The sequence below is a fragment of the Nonomuraea sp. NPDC049625 genome (assembly GCF_040675285.1).
GTDB lineage: Bacteria > Actinomycetota > Actinomycetes > Streptosporangiales > Streptosporangiaceae > Nonomuraea > Nonomuraea angiospora_A.
In genome coordinates this window covers 76,353-93,775 of the sequence record NZ_JBFAOQ010000021.1, presented here as the reverse complement: position 1 = coordinate 93,775, position 17,423 = coordinate 76,353, and the positions used below count along the sequence as shown (strand labels likewise).

Annotated in this window: 16 protein-coding genes and 1 tRNA gene; 11 read left to right on the top strand and 6 right to left on the bottom strand. The window is 70.9% G+C overall.

All coding sequences use genetic code 11. From position 1 onward, the window contains the following. Positions 1 to 118 precede the first annotated feature (118 nt). Together AB0J87_RS54480 and AB0J87_RS54475 are read left to right on the top strand one after the other, a co-directional pair. Positions 119 to 1,201, top strand: coding sequence for a GNAT family N-acetyltransferase (locus tag AB0J87_RS54480; protein WP_363981794.1), 1,083 nt, complete (start codon positions 119 to 121; stop codon positions 1,199 to 1,201). Continuing rightward, the gene (locus tag AB0J87_RS54475; protein ID WP_363981791.1) at positions 1,198 to 2,331 is read left to right on the top strand and encodes a DegT/DnrJ/EryC1/StrS family aminotransferase; all 1,134 of its coding nucleotides are present in this window, start codon (positions 1,198 to 1,200) and stop codon (positions 2,329 to 2,331) included. Before AB0J87_RS54480 ends, AB0J87_RS54475 begins: the two co-directional genes overlap by 4 nt. On the opposite strand, the gene AB0J87_RS54470 is transcribed toward AB0J87_RS54475, so the two are convergent. Both AB0J87_RS54470 and AB0J87_RS54465 read right to left on the bottom strand, forming a co-directional pair. Beyond that, entirely contained in the window at positions 2,312 to 3,019 is a 708-nt protein-coding gene (locus AB0J87_RS54470; RefSeq protein ID WP_363981787.1) for a hypothetical protein, read from the bottom strand. The two genes, AB0J87_RS54475 and AB0J87_RS54470, sit on opposite strands and share 20 nt — an antisense overlap. 182 nt (positions 3,020 to 3,201) lie before the next feature. Further along, on the bottom strand, positions 3,202 to 4,584 hold the full coding sequence (locus tag AB0J87_RS54465; protein WP_363981784.1) for a PLP-dependent aminotransferase family protein: 1,383 nt from the start codon (positions 4,582 to 4,584) through the stop codon (positions 3,202 to 3,204). 71 nt (positions 4,585 to 4,655) lie between these two features. Here AB0J87_RS54465 and AB0J87_RS54460 point away from each other — a divergent pair, with 71 nt between their 5' ends. From AB0J87_RS54460 to AB0J87_RS54420, 9 genes are all read left to right on the top strand, one after another. Continuing rightward, positions 4,656 to 5,294, top strand: coding sequence for a pyridoxamine 5'-phosphate oxidase family protein (locus AB0J87_RS54460; protein ID WP_363981781.1), 639 nt, complete (start codon positions 4,656 to 4,658; stop codon positions 5,292 to 5,294). A gap of 48 nt (positions 5,295 to 5,342) precedes the next feature. After that, positions 5,343 to 7,676 (top strand): serine/threonine-protein kinase, encoded by a 2,334-nt coding sequence (locus AB0J87_RS54455; RefSeq protein WP_363981778.1) that lies wholly within the window; start codon positions 5,343 to 5,345, stop codon positions 7,674 to 7,676. A 106-nt stretch (positions 7,677 to 7,782) separates the two neighbouring features. Continuing rightward, complete coding sequence (locus AB0J87_RS54450; protein ID WP_363981775.1) at positions 7,783 to 9,429, top strand: protein kinase; 1,647 nt, start codon at positions 7,783 to 7,785, stop codon at positions 9,427 to 9,429. A gap of 21 nt (positions 9,430 to 9,450) precedes the next feature. Beyond that, positions 9,451 to 10,785 (top strand): hypothetical protein, encoded by a 1,335-nt coding sequence (locus AB0J87_RS54445; RefSeq protein WP_363981772.1) that lies wholly within the window; start codon positions 9,451 to 9,453, stop codon positions 10,783 to 10,785. 49 nt (positions 10,786 to 10,834) lie between these two features. Next, entirely contained in the window at positions 10,835 to 11,953 is a 1,119-nt protein-coding gene (locus AB0J87_RS54440) for a DUF2510 domain-containing protein (protein ID WP_363981769.1), read from the top strand. Between the two features lie 68 nt (positions 11,954 to 12,021). Further along, positions 12,022 to 12,615, top strand: coding sequence for an oligoribonuclease (gene orn / locus AB0J87_RS54435; protein ID WP_363981766.1), 594 nt, complete (start codon positions 12,022 to 12,024; stop codon positions 12,613 to 12,615). 67 nt (positions 12,616 to 12,682) lie between these two features. After that, a tRNA-His gene (locus AB0J87_RS54430) sits at positions 12,683 to 12,758 on the top strand. 188 nt (positions 12,759 to 12,946) lie between these two features. Beyond that, positions 12,947 to 13,141 (top strand): LuxR C-terminal-related transcriptional regulator, encoded by a 195-nt coding sequence (locus AB0J87_RS54425; protein WP_235030925.1) that lies wholly within the window; start codon positions 12,947 to 12,949, stop codon positions 13,139 to 13,141. Positions 13,142 to 13,250: 109 nt separating this feature from the next. Further along, positions 13,251 to 14,471, top strand: coding sequence for an NAD(P)/FAD-dependent oxidoreductase (locus AB0J87_RS54420; protein ID WP_363981762.1), 1,221 nt, complete (start codon positions 13,251 to 13,253; stop codon positions 14,469 to 14,471). Here AB0J87_RS54420 and lat read toward each other — a convergent pair. The 4 genes from lat to AB0J87_RS54400 form a co-directional block, all read right to left on the bottom strand. After that, entirely contained in the window at positions 14,461 to 15,735 is a 1,275-nt protein-coding gene (gene lat / locus AB0J87_RS54415; protein ID WP_363981759.1) for an L-lysine 6-transaminase, read from the bottom strand. The genes AB0J87_RS54420 and lat overlap by 11 nt on opposite strands. 66 nt (positions 15,736 to 15,801) lie before the next feature. Further along, positions 15,802 to 16,344 (bottom strand): HdeD family acid-resistance protein, encoded by a 543-nt coding sequence (locus AB0J87_RS54410; protein WP_363981756.1) that lies wholly within the window; start codon positions 16,342 to 16,344, stop codon positions 15,802 to 15,804. A gap of 46 nt (positions 16,345 to 16,390) precedes the next feature. After that, a complete protein-coding gene (locus tag AB0J87_RS54405) occupies positions 16,391 to 16,756 on the bottom strand; it encodes a PPOX class F420-dependent oxidoreductase (protein WP_363981753.1) in 366 nt (121 codons plus the stop codon). Beyond that, positions 16,756 to 17,403 carry a hemolysin III family protein gene (locus tag AB0J87_RS54400; RefSeq protein WP_363981750.1) on the bottom strand — a complete coding sequence of 216 codons (648 nt, stop codon included), beginning with the start codon at positions 17,401 to 17,403 and terminating at the stop codon, positions 16,756 to 16,758. Before AB0J87_RS54400 ends, AB0J87_RS54405 begins: the two co-directional genes overlap by 1 nt. Positions 17,404 to 17,423 lie beyond the last annotated feature (20 nt).

Here is a 17,423-nt window from a genome sequence, read left to right as displayed (position 1 = left end):
GAGAGTTCGGTAACGTTCGGGACCTGCGGTTACGACTGCTCTGGTAATAGCCTTTACCCTGGCTGTACAGGTCCCCCCTCAAGCTTGAAACACAGTGGCATGCCGACGGTAGGAGCCCATGCGCGTCACCCTTGCCCTGCCCCGTGAGCTGGGACAATCCGAAGTGAGCCGCTGGAGAGAGCTGCAGGAGGCGGACCCCGCGCTCGACAGCCCCTTCTTGTCCCCGGAATTCACCATCGCGGTAGGCGAACTCCGAAATGTCGTACAGGTCGCGGTCCTCTACGACGGCCCGGACATCGTCGGTTTCTTCCCCTTCGAACGACATCCCCTCGGCATCGGCAAACCGGTCGCCGCGGGGCTGACCGACGCGCAGGGGATGGTACGTGCCAAAGAGCTCCCCATCGATCCGCGCCGCCTCCTCAAGGAGTGCGGGCTGGCGGTGTACGAGTTCGACCATCTGGTCTCCGGCCAGCCGCTGCTGAACGAGCGGCACGAAAGGCATCCGTCGCCGATCATCGACCTGCGCGGAGGCTACGAGCACTACACCGACATCCTCCGGGAGCACTCCGGCAAGACGTACAAGACCACCCTGGCCAAGTCCCGCAAGCTGCAGCGCGAGGCCGGGACGATGCGTCACGACTACGCGACCACCGACCTGACGCCCCTGCACACGCTGCTCGGCTGGAAGACCGACCAATATCGCCGCACCGGGCGCACCGACAGGTTCGCGCACCGGTGGATCGTGGAGCTGGTCGAGCGGCTGCTGGCCACCCAGTCGGACAGCTTCGCCGGGGTGCTCGACATGGTCTCCGTGGACGGGCGGCCGGTGGCCGGGCATTTCGGTCTCCGCACGCGTACGACGCTCGCCGGGTGGTTCCCCGCCTACGACACCCACTTCGCCAAGTACTCCCCCGGCCTCATCCACCACCTGGCGATGGCCGAGCAGGCCGCGGCCAACGGCATCGAGGTGATCGACATGGGCCGGGGCGAGAAGGAGTACAAGGACAAGCTCAAGACGGGCCAGCTCGAAGTGGCCGAGGGGCGGGTGGCCAGGATCGGCGCGGCCGCCGGGGTCCACTGGATGATGCGGGTGCCGGTGCGCAAGACGCGCGCCACGGTGATGGCCAACCCGTTCCTGCTCAAGACCGCCGACAGGGCGCTGAAGACCTACGGACGGCTCCGTACCGTCCTGCAGGGATGAGGCTCGTCGAGGAGCGCACCGGCCGTCGCTGCCTGGCGCTCCCCTCCAACCGCCTCGGCCTCTACCTGGCCTTACGCCACTGGTGCGAGCCGGGCCAGCGGCTGCTCATGTCGCCGATCTCGGCCGACGAGATCCTGTTCCTGGTGCTCGCGGCCGGCCTGCGCCCGGTGATCGCGCCGCTGTCCCCGCGCGACGGCAACATCGACGTCTCCCGCGTCGACCTCGCCGCGGTGGACGCCGTCCTGACGACCAACCTGTACGGCCTGCCCGACGACGCCCCCTCCCTGTCCGGAGAAATGTCCGGAAAAATCCTGATCGAAGATGTGGCGCACGCCATGGAGACGAGCATCGGCGGCCGGCCGCTGGGGACCTTCGGCCAGGCCGGGGTGTTCAGCCTCTCCAAGCACCCGGGAGCGGGCTCGGGCGGCGTCCTGGTCGTCGAGCACGAGTCCGACCTGCGCGCGCTCCAGCGTGCCCGTGACGCCCTGCTGGCCCCCGGCTCCCTGCGGGCCGACCTGACCGGCGTGGCCACCTCGATGGCCCGCCAGGTGGCGCTCAGGCTCGACCTCGTACGCCCCGCGCTCAGGCTCATGCGGGCACTCGGCATGCAGGAGGACCGCGAGGGCTACCGCATCGCCCTGGAGCCCGAGGCCCTGAAGCAGGCGCTCGAGCGGATCCCCGAGCTGCCGCCCTTCGACCCCTGGGTACGCGCCGACCTGCACGACTACCGCGCCCGCCGCGGCCGCGTGGCCCGCTGGTACCAGTCCAGGCGCCTGGCCAAGGTCTCCGCCGACCGCGGACGGCGGCTCGCTGGCGTCGCGGCCCTGGCCGAGCTGCCCACGGTCGCGCCCGCCGTGCGCGACGACGTGCGCCGGCCGCTGTTCCGCGTGCCGCTCCTGGTGCGCGACAGGGACGCGGCCATCGCCGAGCTGGAGCGGCGCGGGGTGGCCACGGGCTACCTGTACGACCCGCCGTACGACGACTACGCCCCCGCCTTCACCGAGCCCTCCCCCGACCCCGGCCCCGCGCGCTGGTGGGCGCGGCACGTGCTGCCCGTGGACCCGGTGTACGCCTCCCGCGCCCTGCCCGTCCTGCGCGACCTCGAGCCTCCTACGCAAGGTCCGCCCTGATCAGCCGCAGGAACGCCTTCAGCCCCGTGATCACCTCCTGGTTGTCGTTCAGCCCGTCCACGGTCTCGTCGAACCGGCGCGCCATGAGCGTCATCCGGCGGCCCAGATCGTGGTCGGCCAGCTCCAAGCCCTGGCGGGCGGCGTTCAGGTCGTCGATGTCCCTTTTGAAGCCCTTCATGACCGTCTCCAGCTCGGAGACCCGGTCGCGCAGGGAGATCACGTCCGCGCGCGGGTAGCGCACCTCCTGCCCGAGCGTCCTGACCCGGTCACGCAGGTGCTTCGTGTACGCCGCGATCGGCCGGAAAGCGGTGGCGAGCAGGTAGAACCCGGAGAAGTAGTAGCCGAGCTGGGCTCCCGCGAAGAACGTGACGACCGCGATCACGGCGGCCGAGACGACGTGGCCGGAGATCGCGAGCACGAGCATGCGCCGGGCGATGCGCCGCGCCTCGTCCTCGCGGTGCTGGGCCACCTCGATGCCGGCCTCCCTGGACACCTGGATCTCGTGGAGGACGTGGCGGGCGGCCAGGCACAGGTTCCACGGGACGGTCAGGACGACGACCAGCCAGAGCAGGCTGATCGCGCCGGCGCCCAGGGAGAGGAGCGTGGACGGCGCCACGCCCGCGTAGAGGATCAGCCAGACGGTGAGCAGGGTGACGATCAAGGACGCGAGGAGTAGCCACCATTTCATGGGGTTCAGCATGCTTCGGGGGTGGGGTGGGGAGCGAGAGCTCGGCTACTCAAATCCACCCTGAGCACCCGACGTGACCCGCCGCACTCCGGCTGGGGTCCCTCGGGGGAGCGGAGGGGTGGGAGCCGGCCGGGGTCCCTCGGAGGGTGAAGGGCCGGGGCCGCTTGAGGAGTGGGCGGGGGTCAGTGGGGGCGGGTGGAGCGGATGAGGTCGGCGAGGATGCGGCAGCCGCGGCGGACGTCGGCGAGCGTGGCGGAGCCGTAGCCGATCACCACGCCGTGCAGCCGCGCCCGCCCGTGGTGGTGGCGGCCGATGGAGTCGAGCAGGACCCCGCGCTCCCTGGCCCGCTCGACCACGTACGGCTCGACCGACGACGGCAGCTCGGCCACCACGTGCAGCCCGGCCGTGTCGCCGCGCAGGCGGCAGACGGGCCCCAGGAGCTCGACGACCGCGGCGCGGCGGCGGGCGTACTCCAGGCGCATCCTGCGCAGGTGCCGGTCGAGGTCGCCGCACTCCAGCAGGTTGATCACGGCCTGCTGGACGGGCCCGCTGGTACGGTCGCCGACGCTGCGCCGCAGGCGGGCGATGGCGGCGACCAGCTCGGGATCGCCGACGAGCCAGCCGACGCCCACGTCGGGCGCGAGCGTCTTGGAGAGCGTGCCGAGGAGCACGACCCGCGAGGGGTCCAGGCCGTAGAGGGCGGCCAGCGGGGCGACGTCGTAACGGAACTCCGCGTCGTAGTCGTCCTCGACGATCGTCGCGCCCGTGCTCCTGGCCCAGGCCAGCAACCGCTCCCTGCGCGGGATCGGGAGCCGCCCGCCCAGGGGGTACTGGTGCGCGGGCGTGGTGTAGAGCACGCGGAGGTCGCCGGGCAGCCCGTCCACGATCACGCCGTCCTCGTCCACCGGGCACGGCACCACCTGGGCGCCCCTGGCCGCGAAGACCGTGCGCGCCACGTGGTAGCCCGGGTCCTCGACGCCGGCCCGCGTGCCGTTGCCGAGCAGGGCCAGCGCGCACAGGTCGAGCCCGTTGCCGGTGCCCCGGGTGACCAGGATGTTCTCGGGGCCGACGGCCATGCCTCTGGCCCGTCTCAGGTGGTCGGCGAGCAGCTCCCTGAGGCGCGGCAGGCCGTACGGGGTGGGGTCGGCGCCCGGCGGCAGGTCGGCGGCCCTGCGCCAGGCCCGCTTCCACGCCGCCAGGTCGTAGTCGCGCACCCAGGGCTGGCCCGGTGTGAGGTCGATCCAGTCGGCGGGGGCGGGCGGCGGCGCGGGCACGTACGGCGTCTGCTCGCGCGGCGGCGGGGCCACCTCCATGTCGGCCACGAACGTCCCGGAGCCGTGCCGCCCGTCCAGCCACCCCTCCGCGTACAGCTGCTGGTACGCCTCCGTGATCACGGTCCTGCTCACCGCGAGCTGGGTCGCCAGGGAACGCGTGGACGGCAGCCGCTCGCCGGGCGCCAGCGTGCCGTCCAGCATGGCGCGCCGCAGCCAGTCGGCGAGCTGCGCGGTCAGCGGCGCGTCCGAGTCACGGGAAAGGGAAACAGGCAGGTCAACATGGGTACGCACGGAAGTGGTCTCCGCGAAGGGCTCGATAGTGGCCCTACAGAATAGGTCCACTTCCTGGTTACGGTCGAATCATGCTCTCCACCACTTCCCGTACCACGCTCGGCCGCTCGAAGGAGCGGGGCAGCACCGACAGGAACGATCTCTTCGAGGTGCTCGACACCGGCCTGGTCTGCCACCTGGGCGTGGTCGTGAACGGCCACCCCATGGTCGTGCCCACGGGCTACGGCCGCATCGGCGAGACCCTCTACCTGCACGGCTCCACGGGGGCCACGACGCTGCGCGCCGCCGACGGCGGCGAGGTGTGCGTCACGGTCACGCACGTGGACGGGATCGTGCTGGCCCGCTCCGTCTTCCACCACTCGGTCAACTACCGTTCGGCGGTCATCTACGGCCGCGCCAGGCTCGTGACGGACCCGGAGGAGCGGATGGCGGGGCTGCGGGCCCTGTCGGAGCAGCTCGCGCCGGGACAGTGGGACTACGTCCGGCAGCCCAACCGCAAGGAGCTCGCCGCCACCGCCGTGCTGGCCCTGTCGTTGGAGGAGGCGTCGGTCAAGATCAGGCGCGGGGCGCCCAAGGACGAGGAAGAGGACTACGACCTGCCGGTCTGGGCCGGGGTGCTGCCCCTGGTCACCACGTGGGGCGAACCCGAGCCAGATCCGATGCTCCCAGAAGGTATCGACGCGCCTGTTCACATCCTCCATCGGGAGTAGTTCCATTGAGCAGGCAACACCTGCTCCTGATGGTGATGGGAGACGGCGATGGAGTGGAGCGCTCCCGGATATACGGAAGTCAAGCAACTCGGCGCGGGCGCCAGCGGGCGCGTGGCGATGGCCGTCCACGACGAGACCGGCGTCAAGGTCGCCATCAAGTACCTCTCCGAGGGACTGCTGCGCGATCCCGCCGCGCTGGGCAGGTTCCAGGCCGAGGCACGGCTGCTGACCACCCTGCGCGACCCGAACATCGCCACGATGTGGGAGTACGTCCAGGACACCGGTGGCGCGGCCATCGTGATGGAGCTGGTCAACGGCGTCTCGTTGCGGGCCCTGCTGCGCGAGAACGGCGCGACCGAGCCCGAGGCGGCGCTGGTGGTGCTGAAGGGGTCGCTGCTCGGGCTGGCCAGGGCGCACGACCTCGGGCTGGTGCACAGGGACTACAAGCCCGAGAACGTGATCGTCAGGGACGACGGGGTCAGCAAGCTCGTCGACTTCGGCATCGCGGTGCGGCAGGGCACGCTCACGCACCCCGAGGGCACGCCGCCGTACATGGCGCCCGAGCTGTGGGAGGGGCTGCCCGCCTCGCCCGCGACCGACGTGTACGCGGCCACCGCCGTCTTCTTCGAGTGCCTGACGGGGCACCGGCCCTACCGCTCCACCGAGCCGAGCGTGCTCGGCTACCAGCACGTGCACGCCCCTGTGCCGTTCCACGACGCGCCGCAGCCGGTGCGCGAGCTGGTCAGGCGCGGGCTGGCCAAGGACCCGGCGCGGCGACCGGCGAGCGCGCACGCGTTCGTGGCGGAGCTGGAGGCCATGGCCAGGGCCGCGTACGGCGAGGACTGGGAGGAGCGCGGAAAGCGCCGCCTGGCCGCGCTCGTGGCCCTGCTGGCCCTGCTGCTGCCCACGGCGCAGACGCCCGTCCCCGAGGTGACGACCTCGCTGGCCCGGACGGTCTTCCGCGGCCTGCGCTCGAACGCGGCACGCATGGCCATGGCCGGCGCCGTGGCCGTGGCGACCGCCGTGGCGGTGGTGGTCGTGCTGGCCAACCGCCAGTCGCCGCCCACGGAGGAACTCGGCGCGGCGGCGGCCGTCCCGCCCTCGCAGTTCACGACGGAGCCGGCGGCCGATCCCCCGACCACGCCGGAGCCGACGCCCGAGACCACACCTGAGGTCACCCCGAAGGCGACGCCCGCGAGCACCCCCAAGGCGGTCGTCCCGATAAAGACGCCCATACACACCCCCGTGAAGACCCCGGTCAACACACCGACCGCCACGAAACCGGTCAAGACGCCCAAGCCCACCAAGAAGGCCACCCCGACCCCCACCCCCAAGCGGACGCCGACTCCCACCCCGACCCCCACCCCGACTCCGACGCCCACCCCCACTCCCACTCCCACTCCCACCCCGGAGCCCGTGACCGACGTGCTCGGGGTGAACGTGGGCGGCCTCACGGTCGACGAGGACGGCGACGCCACCGCCACGGTCACCGTACGCACCGACGGCACCGCCGCCGTCATCGCCACCGCGACCTGGTCGGCACCCGGCGCGGGCGGCCGCACCCAGCGCCTGCGCCTGGCCGGCGCCAGGTCCTACACCCGCACGCTCTCCTGGTCCATCGGCGAGCGCCCGTGCGGCAGGACGGTGACACTGACCGTCGCCACCTCTCCTGCGGCCCCAGGAGGCGCCAGGACGGCCTCGCTGGCCGTGCCGCCCTGCCCGACGAGGGTGACCGGCCTGCGCGTCTCTCTGGACCTGCCGGACGCGCCGGGCCGCACCGCGGAAGCGGCGGTGCGGGTGACCGCGAGCGGCACCGGGGAGATCCCCGTCGAGGCCCAGTTCGCGGTCAACGGCGATCCGGTCGGCACCCGTTCCGCGACCCTGTCCGGCCGGACCTCTTATGCGCGCTCGTTCGCCCACACCTTCAGGTCCCGCCCGTGCGGCGCGATCCTGTCGGTGCGGGTGCGCGCCGGTGACCGGACCGCCACCGCGCGGGCCTCGGTGCCCTGCCCGCCGCGGGTGGAGCGGGTCTCGATCGTCAGGGCCGGTCAAGGCGAGGGCGGGCTCGTCGCGACCGTCTCAGTGACCACGTCGAGCACCGAGCCGGTACGCCTCGTCGTGTCGTTCTCGGCCGGCGAGGGCGGGGGCACGAAGTCGGTCACCCTGTCCGGCGACACGTCGTACACCAGGACCTTGAGCCACTCCGTCAAGCTCCCCTGCGGGACGAAGTGGTCCGTGACGGCCTCCACCGACCCGGCGGCCGGCAACGGGAGCGACAGCGCGAGCGGGGCCACCCAGGAGTGCCCAAGGGAGGAGGAACCTCCCAAAGAGGAGGAGCCCAGCAAGACACCTAGCCCCGGCACAGACGACAACATTGGGTGACATTGTTGACTAATAGGGATATCGGTAGCGGGAAAGCGGTTCCCTCTGGTTAAGCTACGGCCGTTTGATGAGGGTGGGGGCCCGGCAGACTCCAGAGGAGACCGTTATGCACGGTGAAGGCCAGTGGGGGGTCCCCGGCTACACCGAGATCCGCGACCTGGGCTCGGGTGCGTCCGGGCGTGTGGTCCTGGCCAGGCGCGACCTCGACGGCGTCGAGGTCGCGATCAAGTACCTCAGCGACGAACTGAAGACCGACGTGGGGTTCGTCGCGCGCTTCCGGCACGAGGCCCGGCTGCTCGGCACGCTCCAGAGCCAGTACCACGCCCGGCTGATCGACTACGTCGAGTCCGGCCGGGGCGCGGCGATCGTCATGGAGCTGATCAGAGGGGTGTCGCTGCGCGAGATCCTCAGGTCCGAGGGCCCGACCGGCCCTGAGGCGGCGCTGACCGTCCTCAAGGGCTCGCTCCAGGGTCTGGCCTCGGCGCACGCGCTCGGCGTCGTCCACCGCGACTTCAAGCCCGAGAACGTCATGGTCCAGGGCGACGGCACCAGCAAGCTCGTGGACTTCGGCATCGCGGTCAAGGCGGGCGAGGGCGCGAGCGCCGCGGGCACGCCGCCGTACATGGCGCCCGAGCAGTGGGCGGGCGGTCCTCCCGCGCCCCCGACCGACGTGTACGCGGCGACCGTCGTGTTCTTCGAGTGCCTGACCGGCACCAGGCCCTTCCGCGCTCCCAACGTCGCCGCCCTGGCCCGCCAGCACCAGAGCTCGCCGCCTCCGGTGGACGAGGTGCCCGCGCCGCTGCAGAGCCTCGTCGAACGCGGTCTGGCCAAGGACCCGGCCCAGCGGCCGCCGTCCGCGGAGGCGTTCCTGAGCGAGCTGGAGGCGGTCGCGGCCGAGGGGTACGGGCCCGACTGGGAGGAGCGCGGACGCCGCCGCCTGGCCGCGCTCGCCGGCCTGCTGGTCCTGCTCTTCCCGACCGCCCTCGACGAGCCCGCCCAGACGCAGACCTCGCTGGCCGAGACCCGGTTCCGCGACCCGTCGCACGTCCTCGGCAAGCTGCCCGCGAAGATCGCCATCGGCGCGACCGCCGTCGGCGTGCTGGTGGCGGTGGTCGTGGTCATCGCCAACGCCTCGTCGGACACTCCGGTGCTGCGGGCGCAGACCAGTACGGTCTCCCCGACCACGGCCGTGCCCGCGACGCCGGAGCCCGTGGAGACCGACGAGGAGCCGACGCCCACTCCCTCGGCCGAGGCGACCACCCCGGAGGCGACGCCGACGCAGAGCGCCGCGCCGCCGCCCGTACAGCCGACCGCCACCACGCGCCCCACGCGGCGGCCGACGCGCAAGCCCACGCCCAAGGCCGTCGCCACCCCCGTCAAGACGCCTCCCAAGATCAAGAAGCCGACCCCGACCCCGTCTCCGGAGCAGTCCCGGATCACCGGCACACCCCACGACCCCGAGGGCGACATCCCGCCGACCACGGCCGCGCCCACCCCGACGCCTCCTCCCGCCACCACGACCCCGCCGACCCGGCCGACCCGGCCCGCCCCGACGCCCAGCTCGCCTCCCGGCGACGGCGGCGAGGGCGGAAGCGGAGGCGAAGGGGAGCCGTCGCCGGAACAGCCTCGGATCGATCGCGGGAGTGACGCGCAGGCCGCGCTGGTCGCCTTCGGCCTGATGACGTCCGGCGCGGTTCCGGTCACACTTGCGGTGAGACGCCGTATGGCGGGACGCCACAGAAGGAAGCGCTGAGACGCGCCGGGGGGACGGCGGATGAACAACCCTGGACACGGGATCGCCGGTTTCCGGCTCACTGAACACACCTGGATGACCGAGCTCGGCAACTGGATCGACGCGATCTCACCCGATGGCCGTAGGGCGGGGGCGCTGCTGTTCGACCCCAAGATCATCGCCCTGCCCGGCGTGCGCGACCGGGTGGTGCACGCGGTCATGACCGACCAGCGGCTGGTGCTGGGCGGGCTGACCGGGCTGATCCCGGTGGCCGACGTGGTGGCGGCGGGTGACCAGGTGTGGCTGCTCACCGCGCAGGCGGTCAGCCCCACTCTGTCCGATCTGCTCGCCGCCGGGCCGATCGGCCCGGCGGGTGCGGCGTCCGTACTCGTGGAGACCGCCCAGACGCTGATCGCGCTGCACGCGGCCGGGGTCACGCACGGGTCCGTGCACCCGGGCACCGTGGTGATCACGGCGGAGGGGGCCCCGCTGCTGTCCGAGCGCGGGCTGTCCGACGCCATCCGCGGCCGGGTCGCGCCTCGCGAGCGGGACGCGGCCGGGTGGGCGTCGCTGGCGCGCGGGCTGGCCGCCTCGTTCGGGCAGGGCCGGCAGGAGGCCGAGCTGTTCGAACGCGCCGCGGCCACGGCCGGGACCCTGGGCCTGGCCGCCGCCCGCGACCTGCTGGCCGGCCAGGCCACCGGCCGGGAGGAGCTGGCGCAGGCCGCCCGCGGGAGGTCGGCGTTCGCCCAGGCGCGGGCGTACGCGCCGCCGCCCGTCCTGCCGCCCAGGGACGAGGGCGACATCGTCACGCTGCTGCACGTCCCGGGCCGGTCGTCGGGGCCGGTGCAGTTCGGACCGGGGATCGGCACGCAGGAGCAGCGGCCGGAGACGACGGCCGAACGGATCTGGCGGGCCGGGCGCGACCAGGCCGCCACCGAGCACCGTCCCGGCGTCAGGCTCGCCAAGGCCTCGCGGGCGCGGCGGCGGCGCACGATCACCTCCGCGGCCCTCTTCGCGGTGATCATGGCGGGGGCGGTCCTGGCCTGGTTCTACGTGGGGAAGACGCCGGAGCTGGCGGTCGAGTCGATCGACGTGGTGGCGCCGAAGAAGACCCAGGGCTGCGACAAGGCCGTCCTGATCACCGGAACGGTCGTCACCAACGGAGCGCCTGGCGAGATCACCTACGAGTGGCGCAAGAACCTGGACAAGGAGGTCGTCAGGGGGACGCTGCGCACGAAGGCGGACCAGACGACGTACGAGGTGCCGCTCCGGTGGACGCTCCAGGGCAGGAGCAACGTCAAGGCCACCGCCACGCTGCGGATCCTGACGCCCGGCCCGGTCCGCAGCGACAAGGCCAGCTTCACGTACAAGTGCTGATGCCCTCGCGACAATGCATATCAATGAGGTTCTTACTAATCTGGCGAACATGACCACGCAGACCCCCGCGGGCTGGTACCCGGACCCGTACGGAGAGCCCCAGCTCCGCTGGTGGGACGGCACCCAGTGGACCGACGCCCTCCATGCGCAGCAGCAGCCCGGGCCGGGCGGACCCCCGCAGCAGCCCTCCGGGCCGCAGCCGCAGCCCCCGTCGCAGCCCCAGCCCCAGCCCCAGTCACAGCCGCAGCCGCAGCCGCAGCCGAGCCCCGACTGGTCGGCGACGCCCGCGAACCCCACGCTCCAGTTCGGCCAGCCGACGTACGGGCAGGGAAGCTACGGCCAGCCGACGGCGCCCACCCAGTGGGGCGGCCCGCCCCTGCCCGGCGTGAACTACGGCCCGCCGCCCAAGCAGTCCAACCCGCTGCCCTGGGTGTTCGGGGGTCTGGCGGCCCTGGTGGTGGTCGCGCTGATCGTGGTGGCCGGCATCTTCTTCGTCAACCGGAGCACCAGCCCGACGGCGTCGCTGCCGACACCGGCCGACACGTTCGAGCAGGAGGACCCGCCGAGCCAGGAGCCCCCGTCCAACGAGCCGCCCTCCCAGGGCGTCACCGAGCTGCCCCAGCCGGTCGGCGGCCGCATCACCGACCCGAAGGCCGGCCTGTCCTTCCAGGTGCCCGACAGCTGGACGGTGCCCAAGTCCGCCGAGGTCAACGGCTCCAACCCGGCCCCGACCCAGCAGCTGTGGTCGGGCGGGGCGCAGGCCGTCTCGCAGGCGAAGTACGACGGCGAGGGCGACTGGATCGGCAACATCTACACGGGCCTGCTCAACGAGCTCTATCCCTATTCCGGCGCCTCCGGCATGGGCGACACGGCCAAGGCGGTGTTCGTCGACTTCTCCACCAAGTTCTACCAGGTCGCTCACGAGACCAAGGTGGTGGAGGACAAGGCGATGAAGATCGGCGACAAGGACGCCTGGGTGCTGCAGTTCCAGCTCGATTTCTCCAAGGTCTCGGAGGAGAAGGGCTACAAATGGAAGAAGGAGAACGGCGCGATCGTGCTCATGGACCGTGGCGACGGGCAGCGTCCGGCCATCATGTACGCCTCCATTCCCGACAATCTGGGCACCGACGTGCTGGCCAAGGTTCTCGGCTCGCTCAAGCCCGCCTAATCAGTGGCACTAGGCTGGTGGGGTAACAAGCGGGCGGATTGCTCCGAGCCGCTGGGCGAGGAGATCGAATGAGTGACTTGCTGGTCTGGATCGACTGCGAGATGACCGGGCTCGACCTGGGTCGCGACGCGCTGATCGAGGTGGCGTGCGTCATCACCGACAGCGAGCTCAATCAGCTCGACGAGGGCGTCGACGTGGTCATCAAGCCGCCGCCGGAGTCGCTGGAGCAGATGTCGCAGGTCGTACGCGAGATGCACACCGCCTCGGGGCTCCTGCCCGAGCTGGCGGGCGGTGTGACGCTGGCGGAGGCCGAGTCGGTCGTGCTCGACTACATCCGGCGGCACGTCCCCGAGGCGAAGAAGGCGCCGCTGTGCGGCAACTCGATCGGCACCGACCGCACGTTCATCGCGCGCGACATGCCCGGGGTCGATGGTTATCTGCACTACCGGATGGTCGACGTCTCGTCGATCAAGGAGCTGGTGCGCCGCTGGTACCCCCGCGTCTACTTCGCGGCACCCGAGAAGCAGGGCGGACACCGGGCTCTGGCGGACATCACGGAGAGCATCAGGGAGCTTCGCTACTACCGCGCGGCGATCTTCGTCGCCCAGCCAGGGCCCGATTCGGCGACCGCGAGATCCCTGGCTGAGCGTGTCAGCGGCTAAAGGAGTGGCGTAAAGACTCCCGAACCCCGCTACACTTTTCCTGTGCCACCACACAGCGGTGGCCATGGTGGGTGTAGCTCAGTTGGCAGAGCGCCAGGTTGTGGTCCTGGATGTCGAGGGTTCAAGTCCCTTCACTCACCCCAACGAGGCACGGCCGGTCCTTCGGGGCCGGCCGTTGTCGTTTTCTCCCAACAACGGCCCCAAATCATGACATTGCGAGTTATGCTCGCTGTCTACCGCTAACGCCGGAAGCACGGGGGCCATCGGCGATCTGACCGTCTGCGCGCCACCCGGAGGCCGGATGAGAGTCGACGACGCAGCGTTCGATAGCGTGTTCACGTCCCTGAGCAAGCGTGAAGCCGAGGTCATGGACCTGATCGCCACCGGTCAGTCCAACGGGCAGATCGCTCAACGGCTGTTCCTCAGCGAGAAGACGGTCAAGAACCACGTCAATCGCATCTACGCCAAGCTAGGGGTGGACTCCCGGGTCACCGCCATCGGCCTGTGGCGGTCCCGCCAGGAGTAGCCCGCTTTGCTCGACCCCGTCACGAGCGACCCGCCTCCCCGATCCGGCGGGCCGCCTACAGGCCTGAGCCGCCGGTTCCGTGAGCGCATTCAGGGGCAGACCCCATGGCATGGTTCAGAGACCGCGAGTCGTGGTGGTGGGCGGCGGATTCGCCGGGCTGGCCGCCACCAAGGAGTTGGCCAAGGCCGGAGCGCTGGTGACGCTCATCGACCGCAACCCGTACGCGACTTTCCAACCCCTCCTCTACCAGGTGGCCACCGCCAGCATGGGCAGCGCGGACGTGTCGTACCCGATCCGCACGTTCGCCGCCAGGTGGCCCAACGTGCGGGCGCGGCGGGCCGCGCTGACCAAGATCCTCCCGGGCGAGCGGCGAGTGGAGCTCGACGACGGCAGCGGGATCGAGTACGACTACCTCGTGCTGGGCACCGGCGTCACCACCAACTGGCTCGGCATCGAGGGCGCGCAGGAGAACGCGCTGCCCATCTACTCGCTCGGCGACGCGGCGGTGCTGCGCCGCCGGTTCCAGGACTACCTGGAGGACACCGCGGCGGGCCGGCGCGAGAGCGTGCACGTCGTGGTGGTCGGCGCGGGCGCGACCGGGGTCGAGATGGCGGGCACGCTGGCCGAGCTGCGGCGGCGCACGCTGCCGCTGACGCATCCCGAGATCAAGCCGGAGCAGACCAGCGTGACGCTGGTGGAGCGGTTCGACTACGTGCTGGCGCCGTACAAGCCGCGGCTGCGCGACAGGGCGGCGGCCGCGCTGCGCAAGAGGGGGGTGAACCTGCGGCTGGGCGCCACGGTGGCGTCCGTCGAGCCGGACGCCGTGGTGCTGTCGGACGGCACGCGGCTGCCGTCCGACGTGACCGTGTGGGCGCTCGGCGTCACCGCGCCCAAGCAGGCGGGCGACTGGGGCCTGCCGCAGGGCAAGGGCGGGCGGATCACGGTCACGCAGGCGCTGAACGTACCGGACCATCCCGAGATCTTCGTGGCGGGCGACCTGGCGGGGCCGCCCAATCCGCTCCCCCAGCTCGCCCAGCCGGCGATCCAGATGGGCGAGCACGTGGGGCGGCAGATCGTCGCGGTGCACCAGGGGCGGTCACCGGCGGCGTTCAAGTATCACGATCCGGGCATCATGGCCACCGTCGGCAAGGCGGAGGCCGTGTTGCAGCTGTCCAACGGGCTGATCATGTACGGGCTGCCCGCCTGGCTGGCGTGGATCTTCGTCCACGTGGCGTACCTGCTGGGCGGGCGCAACCGCATGACCGTTCTGCTGAACTTCTTCTGGCGCTACTTCGGGCCGCGCCGCGCGGCCACCAGCGTCACGCAGTAAGAGCCGCCGACAGGGCCCGGAGGCCGTGGTCGACGTCGGCCTCCGGGATGTTCAGCGCGGGCCTCAGGCGGACCGAACGGGGCCCGCAGGGCAGCACCAGCACCCCGTGCTCCTCCCTGAGGCGGGTCACCAGCGCGTCGCGCTCGGCCTGGTCGGGCAGGTCGAACGCGCACATCAGGCCCCGGCCGCGGACGTTCGAGATCGACTCGGGGCGCTCGGCCTCCAGCTTGGTGAGGCTTTCGAGCAGCACGTTGCCGAGGGCGCCGGCGCGGGCGATCAGGCCGTCGCGTTCGACGATCTCCAGGATGCCCCGGCTGCGCACCATGTCCACCAGGCCGCCGCCCCAGGTCGAGTTGATCCGCCCGCTCTGCCGGAACACGTTGTCCGGCACCAGGTCCACCCGGCGGCCCGCCATGATCCCGCCCACCTGCACCTTCTTCGCGAAGGCCACCACGTCCGGAGCGAGACCCAGCTGCTGGTACGCCCACGGCGTCCCGGTCGTCCCGCCGCCCGTCTGAACCTCGTCAAGGATGAACAGGGCGTCGTACTCATGGCACATATGCTGCATGGCCTGCAGGAACTCGGGCCGCATGTGGTTGTCGCCGCCCTCGCCCTGGATGGGCTCGGCGATGAAGCAGGCGATGTCATGCGGATTCCGCTCGAACGCCTCACGGGCCTGGGCCAGCGCGCGCTCCTCGGCGGCCTCCACGTCTCCGAAGTGGATGGCGGGCACGTCGATCCGCGGCCAGTCGAACTTGGGGAAGCGGTCGGTCTTGCCCGGCTCGGTGTTGGTGAGGCTCAGGGTGTAGCCGCTGCGGCCGTGGAAGGCCTTGGCCAGGTGCAGGACCTTGGTGCCCAGGTCACGCGAGCGTCCGGCGGCCTCGTTGCGGCGGCTCTTCCAGTCGAAGGCGGTCTTGAGCGCGTTCTCGACGGCCAGGGCGCCGCCCTCGACGAAGAACAGGTGCGGCAGGTCGGGGTCGCCCAGCACGCGGACGAAGGTGTCGACGAAGTCCGCCAGATGCTCGGTGTAGATGTCGGGGTTCGCCGGTTTGTTCCGGGCGACCTGACCGAGCAGGAGAGCGAAGTCGGGGTCGAAGGGCGGGTTCACCCCGAGCGGGGCCGAGGCGAAGAACGTGTAGAAGTCGAGGTAGCGGCGGCCGTTTCGGGCGTCGACGAGCCAGGAGCCGCGGCTGAGCTCGAGATCGAGCACGAGCCGGTATCCGTCGACGAGCAGGTGGCGGGCGAGGCGGGCGTGTACGTCCATGAAGACTCCACGTGCGTCGGTCTGACCGGATGTTCCTCTTGAGGAACACGGGCATCTACGCAAAATTTACGGCATACCTACCCTGCGAGTGAAGTTCTTCACGCGGAACGACAGAGCGATCATGGCGATGCCGTGCAGGATCGCGAAGATGCCGACCAGCCAGACGAGGCTGAGCAGTCCCGCAGCCGGCCAGATGAGCAGCAGGATGCCGAAGATCAGCGACAGGATGCCGCCGACGATGAGCATCCATTCGTTGTCGATGGACTTGCGGAGTTTGATACCGGCGATGATCTCCGAAACGCCCGCGAAGATGGCCCAGAAGGCCACGACGTAGAGCAGAGCCAGTGACGTGATGCCCGGCCAGATAAATGTCGCGATGCCGGCCAATATCCCGATAATTCCCGAGATGATCAGCCAGGCTCGCGACTCGGCCCCGTGCCGGAACCCGGCGAACAGCTCAGCCACACCGCCGACCAGCGCGTACGCACCGAAGAAGATCACGAGCACGAGCAGCGTGATCGCCGGCCAGATCAGCGCCAGGATGCCGAAGATCAGCGAGGCTAGGCCGCGTATGAGTAGAAGCCACCACGACCGTGTGATATCTCCCATACTGATCTAATTTCCAGGTAATGCCCGAAATCAGACCAGTGTGGGGTCAAATGTCGGTGATCCGCACTCCAACGGTGCCGGTGCTCCCCCTCCGGAGCCTGCTGCCGAGCAGCGTGATCCGCCCCATGAGGCCGTACTTGCGCCGCAGCAGCCCGCGCACCCGCTCGGTCTCCGCCGCGTCCAGCACCACGGCCCGGCCCTTGACCGGCTCGGTCTTCACCTTGCCCCGCACGTCGCACCCGGCCACGCTGACCTCGGAGTTGTTCCGGATCCGCTTGATCTTGCCGGAGTCGGCGACGGTCCAGAAGACCACCGCGTCACCGTCCTGCACGGCCCACACCGGAGTCGCGACGGGGGTGCCGTCCCTCCGGTACGTGGTCACCGAGATGTACTGCTCTGCCCCAAGGTTCATCACACGTGCGAATAAACCACAATCGACACCGCGATGTACTGGACCAGGTACGCCGCCAGGGTGAAGGCGTGGAACACCTCGTGGAAGCCGAACCAGCGGGGCGACGGGTCCGGGCGGCGCAGGCCGTACACGACGGCCCCGGCCGAGTAGAAGACGCCCCCGACGGCCACCAGCACGACGGCGGCCACGCCCGCGCCATCCAGCAACTGCGGCATCACGAAGATCGCGGTCCAGCCCAGCGCCAGGTAGAGGACGGTGTAGAGCCAGCGCGGCGCACCCATCCAGAACACCCGGAACAGCACCCCGGCCAGCGCGCCGCCCCAGATCACGGAGAGCACCGCGATCCTCGCCACCCCGTCCAGCGCGAGCAGGGCGAAAGGCGTGTACGTGCCGGCAATGATCAAATAGATGTTGGCATGGTCGACCCGGCGCAGGAACTCCGCCAGCCGCGGCCCCATCGTGCCCCGGTGATAGGTCGCCGAGATCCCGAACAACAGACCGGACGTGATGGCGTAGACGGCGGAGGCCACCCGCGCCTGCAGGGTCGGGCCGAGCGCCACGAGCACGAACCCCGCGACCAGCGTCACGGGCAGCGCCCCGGTGTGCAACCAGCCTCGCAGCCTGGGCTTGACGGTGATGGTCGTCATGAAACCTACGGTACCGTAGG